Genomic DNA, 14,685 nt, shown 5'->3' with positions numbered 1-14,685 from the left:
TATTCGCACAAAGCAAATGCTGCATAAGACATGAGTCGAGTACCAACAAAAAAGGGGCGCTTTCGCGCCCCTTTCTTCATTGCATGTCGCTTGATCAGATGAGCTTCGCCATCGCGACCGAGGTGTCGGCCATACGGTTGGAGAAGCCCCACTCGTTGTCGTACCAGGTCAGGATGCGCACGAAGTTGCCTTCGAGCACCTTGGTCTGGTCGATCGCGAAGATCGAGGAATGGCTGTCGTGGTTGAAGTCGCGCGAAACCAGCGGCTCTTCGGTGTAGCCGAGGATACCCTTCAGGGCGCCGTTCGAGGCAGCCTTGATGGCTTCGTTGATTTCGGCAACCGTGGTGGCCTTCTTGGCAACGAACTTGAAGTCGACGACCGAGACGTTCGGGGTCGGCACGCGGATCGAGGTGCCGTCGAGACGGCCCTTGAGGTGCGGCAGAACCAGGCCGACAGCCTTGGCGGCACCGGTCGAGGTCGGGATCATGGACAGGGCTGCGGCGCGGGCGCGGTACAGGTCCTTGTGCATGGTGTCGAGCGTCGGCTGGTCACCCGTATAGGAGTGGATCGTCGTCATGAAGCCGTGGTCGATGCCAACGGCATCGTCCAGAACCTTGACGACCGGCACCAGGCAGTTGGTGGTGCATGACGCGTTGGAGATGACCAGATGGTCCTTGGTCAGCTGATCGTGGTTGACGCCGAAAACGACCGTCAGGTCGGCATTGTCACCCGGAGCCGAGATGATGACGCGCTTGGCGCCAGCCGTCAGATGGGCGGCGGCCTTGTCGCGGGCGGTGAAGATGCCGGTGCATTCCAGCGCGATATCGACGCCGAGTTCGCCATGCGGCAGCTGGGCCGGGTCACGAACGGCGGTGACCTTGATCGGCTTGCCGCCGGCAACGGTGATGGTGTCGCCTTCGACCTTTACCTCAGCCGGGAACTTGCCGTGGATGGAATCGTAGCGGAGCAGGTGGGCATTGGTTTCGACCGGGCCGAGATCGTTGATGGCAACGACTTCGATATCGGTGCGGCCGGATTCAACGATCGCGCGCAGCACGTTACGGCCGATACGGCCGAAGCCGTTGATAGCAACCTTAACAGTCATATGAAGCTTTCTCCCTGAATGATGGGGCCTTTATATAGGCCGATGAGATGCCGTCCTAAATTGATCTAGGACGGCATTCCGAATTAAATTTTTGCTTCCGCGGCGGCGACAACGCCTTCCACGGTGATGCCAAAATGCTTGAAGACATCCTTGGCGGGGCCGGAAGCGCCAAAGCCCTTCATGCCGACAAACGTGCCTTCCGGACCGATGAACGCATCCCAGCCTTCGCGCACGCCAGCCTCAACAGCGATCTTGACCGGCGACTTGCCGAGAATTTCGGCGCGGTAGGCGTCCGGCTGTTCGAAGAACAGTTCGGTCGAGGGAACGGAAACGACGCGAACGGTCGTGCCCTTTTCACCGAGCGTCTTGGCAGCAGCAACGGCCAGTTCGACTTCCGAGCCGGATGCGAAGATCGTGACCTTTGCGTCGGCATTGCCGGACAGCGTGTAGGCGCCCTTGGCCGAACGGTTCTCTTCCGAATATTCGGTGCGAACGGTGGTGAGGTTCTGGCGGGTCAGCGCCAGGCCTGACGGACGATCCTTGGTCGAGATGGCGATCTGCCAGCATTCGGCAGTTTCGACGGCATCGGCCGGGCGGAACATCATCAGGTTCGGGATGGCGCGCAAGCTTGCCATCTGCTCTACCGGCTGGTGGGTCGGGCCGTCTTCGCCAACGCCGATCGAATCATGCGTCAGAACGTGGATGACGCGGATGCCCATCAGCGATGCGAGGCGGATCGGCGGGCGGCAATAATCGGAGAAGATCATGAAGCCGCCGCCGTAGGGGATCAGGCCGCCATGCAGCGCGATACCGTTCATGGCCGATGCCATGCCGTGTTCGCGAATACCCCAGTGCATGTAGCGACCGGCGAAATCGGACGGCGTGATCGAGACCATCTGGCTGGTCTTGGTGTTGTTGGACGGCGTCAGGTCGGCAGAGCCGCCGATGGTTTCCGGCAGGAAACCGTTGATGACTTCAAGCGCGTCTTCCGATGCCTTGCGGGTGGCAATCGTCGGCTTGGTTTCGGCGAGCTTCTTCTTGTAGTCGCTGATGGCAGCATCGAAGCCGGCCGGCAGGTCGCCAGCGAAACGGCGGTCGAATTCAGCCTTGTGAGCGGACTTTTCGAGGCGGCCTTCCCATGCCTTGACGGCATCGGCAGAACGGGTACCGGCAGCGCGCCATTCGGAAATGACATCGTTGGGAACGACGAAGGGTTCGAATTCCCAGTTCAGTGCCTTGCGGGTGGCGGCGATTTCGTCGGCACCGAGCGGCGAACCGTGAACCTTGTGGCTGCCGGCCTTGTTCGGAGCGCCGAAACCGATGACGGTCTTGCAGGCGATGAAGGTCGGGCGGTCAGACTTGTGGGCCTGTTCGATGGCGTCGGCAATGGCTGCCTGGTCGTGACCGTCGATCTGGATGGTGTTCCAGTTGACGGCCTTGAAGCGGGCGATCTGGTCGGTCGAATCCGACAGCGAAACGGCACCGTCGATGGTGATCGAGTTGTCGTCCCAGAACAGAACCAGCTTATTGAGCTTCAGGTGGCCGGCAAGCGCGATGGCTTCATGGCTAATGCCTTCCATCAGGCAGCCGTCGCCGTTGATCACATACGTGTAGTGATCCTGCAGGTCGGAGCCGAATTCGTCAGCGAGCTTGCGTTCTGCGATCGCCATGCCGACGGCATTGGCAATGCCCTGGCCGAGCGGGCCGGTGGTCGTCTCGATGCCGGTGGCATGACCGTATTCCGGGTGGCCGGCGGTCTTGGAGCCGAGCTGGCGGAAACCTTTCAGGTCTTCTACCGTCATGTCCGGATAACCGGTTAGATAAAGCAGCGAATAGAGCAGCATCGAACCGTGGCCGGCCGACAGCACGAAACGGTCGCGGTCCGGCCAATGCGGCTTCAACGGGTCGAACTTCAGATATTTGGAGAACAGCACCGTTGCCACGTCGGCCATGCCCATCGGCATGCCCGGGTGGCCGGAATTCGCCTTTTCGACGGCATCCATGGCAAGGAAACGGATCGCATTTGCCATCCGGTCATTTTGTTCGCGAGAAGTCATGGCTTATCCACTATCGTCCGAGTGTCGGTCAGCGGGCCCTTGGCGGGCCCTGTAAAGGGAGCGTCTGATCCATATCAGGTGCATCGCGCAAGTCAACAAATGGGGGCGTGGTGAAATCCTGCAAGTGCCGCATTTCGACGCAGCCTGCTTCAATGCCGTGCAGTCGTTCGCGGATGCTAAAAGAACTTGTCGATCCACAACATAGAGGGGTTGGTAAAGGCAGTGGTTTATTGACCCGCATCGAACCGGTGCATAATCTCCGATATCTGTTGGACAGTCAGGAGTTTGCGATTCGTCGCTGGCCTGCATGCACCGGGAAGGCGAAAGATGCCGACGGACAAGTCGTTGGAACTTGCCATTTCAGATTTGCAGTCTGCCATTGGCGGGCTGGAAAATGCGATCGACGCACGCGCTGAGCGGCAACGCATGGGCGCGGAAGTCGAGGGAGAAGTGCGCCGCGTGCATGCCGACCGGGCGCGTCTCGCACAGGAACTCGACCAGTCGGAGTTTCGCGCCAACCGGCTCGAAGAGGTCAATCGCGAAGTGTCGCGGCGTCTGGTCACGGCGATGGAAACCATCCGCGCCGTTCTCGATCGGTAAAGAGTGGGATTGAGCATCAATGGCGCAGGTCACGGTAACGATCGACGGCAAGGCCTACCGCATGGCCTGCGAAGAGGGCCAGGAGCCGCATCTTGAGACGCTGGCCGGTCGTTTCGACCAGTATGTTGGACACCTGAAAAGCCAGTTCGGCGAAATCGGCGATCTTCGCATCACCGTCATGGCTGGCATCATGATCATGGATGAGCTTTCCGAACTGACCCGCAAGGTCGAGAGCCTGCAAGGTGAGATCGCCAGCCTGCGGTCGAGCGGCGAAGGCGCCGCTGAAGCCAAGGCCCATAATGAAGCGCTGATGGTGTCGGCCGTCGAAGAGCTGACGGTGCGGCTGCGTGACATTACCGCAAAGCTTTCGGCCCGCCAGCCGGAGCCGACCGAAGGCTGATCCGCCAGTTCGACCGGATTTTCGGGGCCTGTTTTTGTCTTTGAATAAAAACCGCTGGCAACCGCTTGTCGCCTCTGGCGGTCCGGGGTCTGACCGCCTATATTGCATTTGCGTTCTGCGCTTCCCGACAGGAACCACAATCCCTGGGGCCATACTCGATCCAAAGGGAGCTGTCCCTGGCCAGGCCCGTGGGCTTGGACATATGGCGCCCACCTACGTTTGTAGGCACCCAGGATCGTAAACCTCCATCGGTTGCCGTGGATCGCACCTGATTTTATTATGCTTTTTGTGCGGCATCGACTCTCGAACGAAACTTTTGACACCGGCTTTAACACTGGTGTGAAAACCGAGCGGTCGATTTATGGCGCAGAACTACCGCCTCTACCTGCACCCGAATGGTATCTATTATCATCGGGTTAAAGTCCCAGCCGATATTCGCCGACTTTATGGCAAGGAAATTGAGCAGCAGTCACTCAAAACACGCGTCTTGAGAGAGGCGGTTCGGCTGTTGCCGGCTGTGATTGTCGATGTCGATCGTGCCTTTGCGAACTTTCGAGAAGAGTACGCAGCTGAGTTGCCGCCTGCGAGCCAGCGGGCTCCAATCCGAATTGATGTCAACGCACGCCTCCGTGGGGTCTGTGGACCCGAAAGCCGCGATCTCCCGTTGATGTCGGTGATCGGCACGCAGTGCTTCGAAGCGATTGGCAGTACGAAGCATTGGAGTCCAAAAACACGGTCAGCACGTGCAAGCCACCTCAAGCAGTTCCTAGAAATTTGTGGGGACAAGCCGCTGAACAAATACACCCAGGAGGATATTAGAATACTGAAATCCACGCTTTTCGCGCTCCCGAGGGGCGTCCATAATTGCAAGCTTTTGCAGTCTTACTCAAAGCTCGAAATAGCTTCGCAGGCAAAAAAAGACGGGGTTGCGGGTTTGTCGGCGGAAAGCGTGAGGCAAATCATGACCTCTGCAAATATTGTTTTCGGCTGGGCACGCGTGGAGCACGACTTTAATCTGCGCAACGTAGTGCAGCCGATGGTTCCTAAGCCTTCCAGCGTTGGAAATAAACGGGATAAACGACACGGCTTCACGACCGGAGAGCTGCAAAAGCTTTTCACTAGCCCGGTATTTACGGGGGTGAAAAGTCAGGACGCTTGGTATGAGCCGGGCTCATTGCTGATGCATCCAACTGGGCGCTTCTGGATACCACTTCTCTGTCTTTACGCCGGAATGCGGTTAATGGAAGCCGTGCAACTCCTCCGCGAGGACATCGATATCGAAGATGGTATCTGGTTTATTGATGTGAACGACAATGACGCAGGGCATGGCGGTAAGACCTTAAAAACACGCTACTCTGCTCGTAGGATTCCCATACATCCTGCGCTGATCAGACTTGGGTTCATCGAATTTGTAAATGCTGTCCCATTCGGCGAGCGCCTCTTTGCCGACATTGCCATTGGGCCTCCGGCGCAAAGGCATCGCTATGCGTCGAAGATGTTTAATAAGTTGCTTCTGAAAGCCGGGATCAAGAGCGCGAAAAAAGTATGGCATTCGTTGCGTCATTCATTTGAGCAGGCTTGCCGCGAGAGCCGGGTGGACAGTGCGATAATGGATCAACTTCAGGGACACGCCCAGGTCGGGATGAGAGCAGTCTACGGCAACGAGTACAGCCTCGAAGTGCTGAAAGAAGGGTTATGTTCGGTTGAATATGAGGGGCTGGACCTTTCTCACATTCAACCGTTCCGGGACATCCGCGATCCTGATGAGGCCTGTACTATGCTGGACCGCAGCGCCTGACGACGTTAGCGTGACCTCGCTCGACCGTCAAAAGCGGTACGCAGATTTCTTTCTGAGTAGGGGAAATCACATCGACGCACGCGTCGGTTGGCGTAGCAATTTCAGTTTCGCCTCAAGATCCCGATCGAATTGTCGTAATCCAGTGGAGGTGCGTTCTTGCACAGATTTAGACAGCCAGTGTCTGTCGGTCGAGAGGGAGTCGATTGCTAGCCGTACTCTCTGCCGGGTACGTGAGATCGCCTCGGCTTTGAGGGGAGTTTTTATCACATGAGCTGCGGCTTCGAAGATAGGATCTTCGAGCGGATCCAAGTAGCCGTCACCGGCGCGTCCCAGGGTCTCAACTATCTCCAAAAATTCCCAAGGTACGGACGATCGTCCAAGCGTGTTTAATAGCTGAAAGCCGGTACTACGGGCATAACGTTCAGAATTTTCAGCTCTGCTATCCCCCGCAATGCAATAAAGCCTGTATGCCCTTAAATGGAGGCGTAGCGCCTCAGCAAGGTCTTTTAAGGCGTCTGATGGATCGGTCACGAGCCGCTCTTGGGCTCTTGCGTAGAGACTCGTTGCTTTACGACCAATCATTTCCATCTTGTCACGTTCTTCATAACGCTTCCCATGCAGAACGTAATCAGCGATTTTCAAACACCAGCCGTCGTTGATACCGCTTCCCCTCTCTGCTTGGAACCAGGCGCGAAGATAGCGAAAGTCGGGCTCGAAGTTCATGTTGAAAGAATACTCAAAGGCGCCGCGAGCTTGCTGCAAGCGGCTCTGCGCAAACGAGGCGCAAACGTAGCCTAGAACTGTTCTGAAGAAAGGATCTTCCGTTACGAAAGGTGGCAAATTCTTATCAGTCACCAATCTGTATGCGTCGTTTAACCTTTCGACCTGATGCGTCTGGAACCTGGTAGGTATTAGTCGATCGACCTGTGTAGCAATGTTTGCCACTCTAGGATTGCTGACCGCTACGTGCCGCCGGAATGCTTTAACCCGCTCGTGCAATAATCCGTATCCAACAAGTTGAGATCTTTTACTTTTCACAAACGCCTTGGTAAGGGGAGCAAGTGCGTACAAGGCATCGCTCCCTGCTTCGTCGATCTGAAGAAACATCTCGCGGACCGCGCCAATCGCGTCGTTCACCGTTGACGGATCATACTGCAGAACGCTTTGGAGGTCTCTGAATCCCGCAGGTTCGTTGAACTCCGACAATGCCGCCAGAAGTAGCCTCGATGTGTTTGCAGGTAGAGCGTCCCATTCGCGTAGGAACACGTAGTCGCGGATCGCATCGCCGGTTTGCTGCTGAAAAAGGTCTATCGCGTGATCGTAGCTTCCTGCCGTTCGCCTTAACGCAATGACGCTCTCGATGACTAAGGGTCGCCTTTCCGACAAATCGGACAGTTTCTTCTTACGAAACTCTAAGGTCGGTTGCTGAACTCGAAAATGTTCGACACACTCATCGACAAACAACTCGTAGTCATCATCACTGAGCCCTGGCACCTCAACGGCATTGATTAGCGACTGGCTCGGCGCATTACGAAGCGTGTATAGAACTTTTGAATGTCGAGCTGCCCGGCAAAGAGTTCGGTAGAGAAAATCAGATCCGGGATCGATGCCCTTTGTCGTCAGGGTGTCTATGTCATCGATAACTAGCAACACAGAATTGATATTTAGATACTCTTTAACGTCAGTTCGGAGCTGATCAACGGTTGCTTCTGCAAGATAATCCTCGTCGATCGTCCAGCCGCCATAGTGAAGAATCGAGCTAAGCAGCTCCTTCTCATTAGAGAAGTCTCGCGTTTCTGTATCGACGACCCGAGCTTCAGCGACCAAAAGGGACTTTTCCTTCGCGCTCACAAAGATCACTGCGTCGAGTCTCTCCCCCCCATAGGCACGCAGGTTTTCTCCATGTTCTTTCACTAGACGGGCTAACTCATATGCGATCGTCGTTTTGCCGGAACCCCCCTTACCATGAAGAAAGGTCCGGGGCTCATCAGAAGCTTCCAGCCATTGAAATAGGTGATCTAGGACTTCGGTTCGACCAACAAATCGCTGCTTGAGTGTTGCTGGGCTAGGCGGAATAGAACCATCTAAGGCGCTACTCTCCAGGTTTGCAGGTTGCGCCCGGCAAAAGAGAACAGGATAGTGGGAAGGTTCGGCTGCTCTCACTTCGTGCCCAGCTCTTACCCAAATTGTACCGGCGCGGTATTTCCCTACCTGCTTTTTGAATCGCAAAGGAGGAACGCCGCTTTGACGAGATTTTACGAGAAGAACATCTACGTCACCTGAAAATTCGTTTTGGTAAGACTTCATCGTCATTTGAGGCAGTGTACCGATCAACTGGTTTATTGCAGCATTAAAACGGTCGATGTTCCACTTGACCTTGTTGTGTCCGCCGGTTCTCTTCTTGTCATGGACACCGAATACGATGATGCCGCCATGAGAGTTTGCGAAGGCGCAAACCAATCTTGCGATGCCACCAAAATAGTCATCCGATAATGAGAAGGGCCAATTTTCCTTGAAATCCCATTGGCTCCCCTCTGAATCATCGAACAAGCCGTCCTCTCTTAGAAGGGTGGTGTACAACTCATCCCCGCCAGGAAGGCTGCCGGTGCTGCACCAAGCGACAATCGGTTGCGAATTCATGAATCAATAATCCCCCATAATCTTTACCAGGCTAGATGGGACGCTCCATGATTGCAATCGGATAGCTCTCTGCACCCTTCCTCTAGGCATCATCGAGTAATTTGTTTAACTCCACCGCGGGATCAAATCCTATTGCGCATGAAATTGTAACGTACTCAATCACATCGATCCGGCGCTGCCCACTTTCCAGTCTTGCCACAAACGATTGATGTTCGCCCAGAATTCGGGCGAGATCATCTTGTGTCAGTCCCGCCGCCTTCCGCTTTTCGGTGATAAGTTGAACTAGCGCGCGATGGCCCTCTGAACCCAAAGTTTTTTGCAAAGAAGGCACCCCATTTACACAACGGGGTCTTCAAATATATCCAGAATCCAGATATCTAAAAATCAGATATTTTGACGAAATGCGGTATGCTTGGTTATCGACGGAAGTGGGGAAAACCAAATATGAAGTTCTTGTCGTTCTGTATAAAAACCGTAGTATTTTTGATATTTCTCGGCTGGCTTTCATTCAAGTTCTTGTTGGCTGATCTTGAAACTGCTTCAACCGCCAAAAAACATGTCAACGAAAAGCCTGCTGCGGGAAGTGGATTGATAGTTCCTGCCGCTGATCCGCGTTTCCGGTGAGCAGTATCGCTATAGTGTGAGGCGACGTTGGGGGAACTGTAATTGGTAGGAAAAAAACTGATCTTCGCGGGAGCCTGTCTGGCTGCTTTGGTGATGGCTGTGCCAGCTTTCGCAAAAGACAATTGCTATTCAGAGACTGCACTGAAGCGAATTACGCAGCAGTATAAATTGAAGCTGGCAAAATGTTACTGGAATAGCGACACCGCAGAATCGGAAGAGGAATTTCAGTGCGTTAAGACTTGGGTCGCACCGGATAAAACGTACCTGTCGGCGGAGTTGAAATCTGGGTGTTACAGCCTGAAAAAGCACACGGCATCGCAGATGCGCGAACTATACAAGGTGGGAGCACCGATAGCTGAACCAGAGGGTGATGAAGCAGCGTTGCCCTCGGATGCACCTTTGTTCACTGATTACCCCGTAGCGAGTATTTACCGCGGAAAAGCTCGGGCGCCGGAGTCCGATGACCGCTCAAGAAACCTTGCTGTTCCGCTTTCCGATATATCAAAAAGCGTGAAGCGAGGCGTTCAATTTGCTGGCGAATATGCCGTAGCTCAGGCTGGGTGCGGGACGGGATGCAGCAACGTTGTCTTTGCGAGTTTGCGGACGGGGAAATTGCTTAGCTTTCCGCGCGGTGGTGAGACCAACCAAGGTTTGGAGTTGGAATTCAGAACCGATAGCCGTCAGATGCTTGTCAGATGGTTCACTGACTCTTTTTGGGAGACGTGCGTCTATGAAACATTCATTCTAGATGATGGGCGCTGGACGCCCAAAATTTCTTTGCCGTCTAAAAACAAGGAGGCCTGCGAGAACAGTAGCCTCTGGTTAGGGTTGCTTGAGGCGAGAGGGCGTTAAGGCGATTTGAAGTCAATACTCCGACGCCTGCCAGTCAATGTGCCAATCTCTCGTTTCCGCGTCCTTCCCAAGAAGTTGCCATATATCGGTGACGACGTCTTCGTCGTTGCCGCGCCGAACGCTAAGACGCTTCCAAACCAATGTGGCTATGGACGTGTCATGATCGTGACACTCCAGCGACGCTGCGAGGCGGTCAGCAAAGACATGCGCGTCTGTAGCGGGCACACGTAATATGATCGTTTGTTCGTGGCGTCCAAACCCGTTTGATTTCATGCTGTATCTCGTACTCTGTGGCGTTTCGGTCTAAACACAAGATTTAGCTTATCTGCGCGACTGCGCGTTTAGCAATTTTCGCCACAGTCGCGCGAGACGCACCGGTGGCATTTTGGATTTTGGTCCAGGAAATCCCAGCGTTCAGCATAGAGGCAATGCCATCGTTGCGTTTGACGTCTTCTGGGCGACCACGATATCGCCCCTCGATCTTCGCCTTTGCCTGCCCCTGCTGCTGACGACGACGCCTGTCATCATAATCCTTGCGCGCGACAGCGGCTAGAACGTCCAACATCATCCCGTTGATCGCATCAAACATACGTGCGGTGAAATCGTCAGTTGGTACAGCGAGGCTCCAGCTTGTCGGCAAGTCGAGCGCGACAACCTTCACCTGAAGTCGAAGCAGCTCGGAACGAAGATTCTGCCAATCTTCGGCTGTAAGGCGAGATAGTCGATCAACCTGCTCGATCAGCAGAATATCTCCCGGACGGGCATCGGATAGAAGCCTGAAGAGTTCAGGGCGGGCGAGCTTCGCCCCACTCTCATTCTCGATGTAAGTCGATGCAATAACTAACCCGCGTTCTTCGGCGAAGTCTTCAAGCTGCTTACGTGCGCGGCTCGCGTCTTGTTCATCGGTGGAAGCTCGGAGATACGCTCTGACCAGCAAATAAAACCCCATCGGTTCATTTTGGATGGTTCATTATTGTCTGGTTCATTTTGAATAGTCAAATGCTATTATGGGACCACCCTCAATCGTGGTTCACCTGAGGCACAGCCAAGATAGACCGGCAAATGCGAGCTGCGGCGTAGCGTACGTGTTATTGGACGCTGTAAGCGATCATAACGAGCTTGGCTCGGGTTGAATGAATAGTGATCAGCGGGCGCAAGCCGGACGGAGACATTACATGAGAGTTTGAGGGCAATGACACCGGCGCGTCGCATACTTGTGGTCGAAGCACGACACAAACTGTCTGAACTGATCCAAATGGGCTGCGACAACCACCATGGGCGTTTCCTCCGCTGCAAGCCAAGTACGGCGACTGTCTCGACATCAGCGCGACAAGCCGGGTTGCAAACTTGGTGTGATGAACGCCTGGGCCTACTAATCTTTAGGACTCGAGATATGCGGCTGGGTAATGATGTGATATGCGATACATTATTTAACGAAAGTCGATAATAAAAATATAATAAAATAAAAATCTGGTCAGTATGGATCGCGTAGCGAGACATAGCTGTGAGCCGAAGGCGATACGGCTATTTTATATTTTAATAATGTAAGTATAATAAGATTTTATATTGTAATAATTCTTATTTTTATTAGAAATAATCGATAAAGAAATTTATAATGATGAATTTAACATCGACTTCATTTATCGGTATTTGATTTCAGATTTATATTTTGTATTTATATTTAATTTTATTGATTAATTTCTAGTTTTGGTTCGCTTCGCGACATGGTTCGCCTGCGGCGTCCCATGTAATCTATGATTTTTGTATTGTAATCTATTATATTTCGGCTGGAATGGGTAGGGTCCAAAAGGATGCATTAAGCCTGTTACCAGACTCAATGCATCAACAAGCCATTTCAGACTTGCGACACTCCAAGTAGCTCGCTCAACATTTCAGTCGAGCCGTGGCGGTCAGCCTGTACCACGATTATGAGCGATTAAATTGACGGAGCCTGTTGGACCACTTGGACGATTTGCAACAGGGGCGGTTGTAACTTTTTCACAGAGCCGGATCGTTTTTCGTCAGGTTATTTTTCCAGTGCCCTTTCGCACGCACTGTATTAGTTTTTTGCAGTGGGGCGCTTTCGGATGCCATTTAAGCATTTCCTCGACGCAACCCTTTGCAAGCCATGGCGCCTCTTCAGCCTCACATGGTCTTGCACTCGACACAAACCCTACGTGTCTACTTCTGGCTGCCAACATCGTACGTGTGCGTGCTGGGTTTCCGGTCTTACAATCGCCTGACCAAAGCTTTTGGGTTAACGTACTCAATGTGTGAGACGTGTATGTTGCCTCGTGCCGGTACTCGCGTGTCCGCGAGCTTACGACTTAGGCAGAATATATAGGTTCTCTCGGAGTTTGGGATTATGTGGAAACCTAGCAAAGTCACCGTGCGGAGCTTGGATTAATGCATGTTTCTGAAAGATTGCCTCGTACTCTTCGAAGCGTGCTCGATTGTATCGATCGCCTGCATTTTCATCTACGGCGCGCAGTTTGTTGTCTCCTGCGGCGTGCTTCCGCGCGCCTCCTATGACGTACCCACAGCAGAGGCATTGTTTACGTATCTGGACAGCGCCGTTCGACGTGGTCAATCGGCGCCATTCGGTTTGCTCATGTGTAAAGCAAGCCGAAGCCGTCCAGCATTCCAGGTCGGCGTAAAGTTCATCTGTGTTGCGTACTGAAATTTTCAGTTTAGAATTCTTAATTTGGACTATCATCTAGTTTTTATTCAATATATTATCGTGACACGATGTATGTTCTATCGCATCAACTTGTCAAAAATGTTTGGGTATTTCCTATAGTCTCATTTTTCAACACAAAAGTCAACAGCAAATATTTTTACAGTCGCTCATTTTTTATTGAAATAATTGCAAATTATATTTTTGAATATATTTCTTTTATGTATTTTGCGTGTTTTATAAATAATTCCTAGGTTGAATTAGTTTTGAATTAGTGGGATTTAAGTTTATTTGCTGTTGAAAGGAATGTTATGTAGTGCCCATCGCAAGCTTGCGGTGTAGTACACGGTGGCAATTCGCACAAAGGCACTTTAAATCATCTGTTGATGACAAGTGACCCGGCTGCATCTTAGCGAGATGAGTCCGGTGGTGATGAACTTCAATGCAAGCGGCGCCAGCGGCCCCACCATAGAAACTCACAGGGTCAAAACCGCAGTCCTCACAAAATAGCCGTCCGTGTTCGGACAGAAACTCTTTACGCTTTTGATGGGCTAAGCCTGGCTGCCGCTCTTTGATGAGATGGGATACAATCCTTGGGTTGCCCTCGATCCAGACCGTTTCCTCCTCGGTCGGAACGAAACGTGAGACATCTACGTCCACCATCTCTCGTGCTTTTGGTCTAGCCGCCGCTGCATTACGCTTCGGGACAATCCATAGACCAGCGTCTTCTAGTAGCTCGAAACATGGTTGTCCCCAGCTGGCACTGAAATTGGCTGGGTAAGCTTCGATGCCGAGAGCGTACTCCAAAGCCAGTCCAAATACTTTCTTAGGGGCAAATGCTTCTCCGTTTTCTGTAAGAGCATCATAGTCGCGTGACGGTGCAAAATTTTGAGCGTCACCACCAGAGCGCAGAAATTCGACTGCCTGATGAATGTGTTTTTGCTGAACCTTTCGCATTTCGGCGGAAGGGAGGCGTGACACTGTTCGCGTTGCTGACTTGCGATCGACGATCTTCGCTAAACGTATCTGATCTGTCTCAGATGTCACGATCAGTAGGCGTTTCCACGCTCCATGGCTCGGAGTTCCGTCGTTCATCGCCCGAACGATGAGATCAAAACGCCTCGCAACCGAAGTCTTCATGTCAATTTCTAGAAGCCGCTGCGCGAGCGGGATGTGCTGGCTTCGTGCGCTGTCGAGATACACGTTATATCCGATGCCCGCCGTGTCTAAGCGCGTCATGATTAGTTCGAGCGCCTGTCTGTAGTCACGGTTCCGGGATTTACCACTGCGGCTATGGAGAACGATCCCTGGGGCTTTTACCTCAATAGTTGCATTGAGCAGTGTTCCCGCATCATTCATCAGAAACATTCGGCATCTATCCTAATGGTGGTTATTAGAAGCGTAGCTGATTGATTTCATCAGAAAGTTCTTTAAGCTCAGCTATCGAGAACAACTTAGTTTCTCCATCTGGTCCGGTACACCCGACAACAGCGTCGGTTTCTATAGACAACCGGTCGATGCCGTGGGCGAGTAGATTACGCTTAACTACAAGGGTGTCGATCCGTTGAAGATGGGAAGCGTGTTCGGGAGCATGTTGCTTCACATATGCTCGCCAGTGATTGATGATGGAGCCGCGCTTAATCTGTTCGTGAAAACCGGCTTCCACCAACCGCTTTCGAAGGTCAGCTTCAAAGAAGCTCCATACGACATGGACCTGCCCAATCTCGAATTTGATGTCGTCGATCGTCGTGGTGGTCATGAGCAACGGTTCCTGTCGCTGTTCTTGTGATTTAGATGACGGTCAAGAATTGAAGCAAGTCTGTATCAGTTCCGTCTCATTTCGGTAAACGTCAGCGATGCGTTTCAGTGAGACAGTGTCATCCTGCATTTACTGCATATCGCTGTCTCATTTGAGTTGCTATTCTTTATCCG

The 14,685-nt window shown here is 52.8% G+C and carries 13 protein-coding genes and 1 other RNA gene; 7 read left to right on the top strand and 7 right to left on the bottom strand.

Annotation, left to right across the window (positions count from 1 at the left end):
- Positions 1 to 94: 94 nt before the first annotated feature.
- Both gap and tkt read right to left on the bottom strand, forming a co-directional pair.
- Positions 95 to 1,105, bottom strand: coding sequence for a type I glyceraldehyde-3-phosphate dehydrogenase (gap, locus tag GAO09_RS29105; protein ID WP_153360402.1), 1,011 nt, complete (start codon positions 1,103 to 1,105; stop codon positions 95 to 97).
- Positions 1,106 to 1,188: 83 nt separating this feature from the next.
- Positions 1,189 to 3,162 carry a transketolase gene (tkt, locus tag GAO09_RS29100; protein WP_153360400.1) on the bottom strand — a complete coding sequence of 658 codons (1,974 nt, stop codon included), beginning with the start codon at positions 3,160 to 3,162 and terminating at the stop codon, positions 1,189 to 1,191.
- Positions 3,163 to 3,489: 327 nt separating this feature from the next.
- On the opposite strand from tkt, the gene GAO09_RS29095 reads away from it, so the two are divergent.
- From GAO09_RS29095 to GAO09_RS29080, 4 genes are all read left to right on the top strand, one after another.
- Positions 3,490 to 3,762, top strand: coding sequence for a DUF4164 domain-containing protein (locus GAO09_RS29095; RefSeq protein ID WP_153360398.1), 273 nt, complete (start codon positions 3,490 to 3,492; stop codon positions 3,760 to 3,762).
- A gap of 19 nt (positions 3,763 to 3,781) precedes the next feature.
- Entirely contained in the window at positions 3,782 to 4,162 is a 381-nt protein-coding gene (locus GAO09_RS29090) for a cell division protein ZapA (protein WP_153360396.1), read from the top strand.
- Between the two features lie 109 nt (positions 4,163 to 4,271).
- Positions 4,272 to 4,430, top strand: a non-coding RNA gene (gene ssrS, locus GAO09_RS29085) — 6S RNA.
- Positions 4,431 to 4,523: 93 nt separating this feature from the next.
- Positions 4,524 to 5,960 carry a site-specific integrase gene (locus tag GAO09_RS29080; protein WP_153360394.1) on the top strand — a complete coding sequence of 479 codons (1,437 nt, stop codon included), beginning with the start codon at positions 4,524 to 4,526 and terminating at the stop codon, positions 5,958 to 5,960.
- 66 nt (positions 5,961 to 6,026) lie between these two features.
- On the opposite strand, the gene GAO09_RS29075 is transcribed toward GAO09_RS29080, so the two are convergent.
- Together GAO09_RS29075 and GAO09_RS29070 are read right to left on the bottom strand one after the other, a co-directional pair.
- Positions 6,027 to 8,600 carry an RNA-binding domain-containing protein gene (locus tag GAO09_RS29075; RefSeq protein WP_153360391.1) on the bottom strand — a complete coding sequence of 858 codons (2,574 nt, stop codon included), beginning with the start codon at positions 8,598 to 8,600 and terminating at the stop codon, positions 6,027 to 6,029.
- 82 nt (positions 8,601 to 8,682) lie between these two features.
- On the bottom strand, positions 8,683 to 8,931 hold the full coding sequence (locus GAO09_RS29070) for a helix-turn-helix domain-containing protein (protein WP_338015111.1): 249 nt from the start codon (positions 8,929 to 8,931) through the stop codon (positions 8,683 to 8,685).
- A 113-nt stretch (positions 8,932 to 9,044) separates the two neighbouring features.
- Here GAO09_RS29070 and GAO09_RS29065 point away from each other — a divergent pair, with 113 nt between their 5' ends.
- Positions 9,045 to 9,224 (top strand): hypothetical protein, encoded by a 180-nt coding sequence (locus GAO09_RS29065; protein WP_153360387.1) that lies wholly within the window; start codon positions 9,045 to 9,047, stop codon positions 9,222 to 9,224.
- A gap of 42 nt (positions 9,225 to 9,266) precedes the next feature.
- A complete protein-coding gene (locus GAO09_RS29060) occupies positions 9,267 to 10,076 on the top strand; it encodes a hypothetical protein (protein WP_153360385.1) in 810 nt (269 codons plus the stop codon).
- 316 nt (positions 10,077 to 10,392) lie between these two features.
- On the opposite strand, the gene GAO09_RS29055 is transcribed toward GAO09_RS29060, so the two are convergent.
- Positions 10,393 to 11,013 (bottom strand): recombinase family protein, encoded by a 621-nt coding sequence (locus GAO09_RS29055; RefSeq protein ID WP_153360623.1) that lies wholly within the window; start codon positions 11,011 to 11,013, stop codon positions 10,393 to 10,395.
- Between the two features lie 1,473 nt (positions 11,014 to 12,486).
- Between GAO09_RS29055 and GAO09_RS29050 the strand changes: the two genes are divergently transcribed.
- Positions 12,487 to 12,756 (top strand): hypothetical protein, encoded by a 270-nt coding sequence (locus GAO09_RS29050; RefSeq protein WP_153360383.1) that lies wholly within the window; start codon positions 12,487 to 12,489, stop codon positions 12,754 to 12,756.
- A 306-nt stretch (positions 12,757 to 13,062) separates the two neighbouring features.
- Here the strand turns inward: GAO09_RS29050 and GAO09_RS29045 are convergent, their stop codons facing one another.
- Both GAO09_RS29045 and GAO09_RS29040 read right to left on the bottom strand, forming a co-directional pair.
- The gene (locus GAO09_RS29045) at positions 13,063 to 14,121 is read right to left on the bottom strand and encodes an HNH endonuclease (RefSeq protein WP_153360381.1); all 1,059 of its coding nucleotides are present in this window, start codon (positions 14,119 to 14,121) and stop codon (positions 13,063 to 13,065) included.
- A 25-nt stretch (positions 14,122 to 14,146) separates the two neighbouring features.
- The gene (locus GAO09_RS29040; RefSeq protein ID WP_153360379.1) at positions 14,147 to 14,512 is read right to left on the bottom strand and encodes a hypothetical protein; all 366 of its coding nucleotides are present in this window, start codon (positions 14,510 to 14,512) and stop codon (positions 14,147 to 14,149) included.
- Between the last annotated feature and the right edge of the window lie 173 nt (positions 14,513 to 14,685).

Origin of the sequence: Endobacterium cereale (assembly GCF_009617585.1) — a bacterium.
In the GTDB taxonomy this organism is placed as follows: domain Bacteria; phylum Pseudomonadota; class Alphaproteobacteria; order Rhizobiales; family Rhizobiaceae; genus Neorhizobium; species Neorhizobium cereale.
Note: the sequence above shows the minus strand (reverse complement) of the source record. Positions and strands in the feature narration are given on the sequence as shown.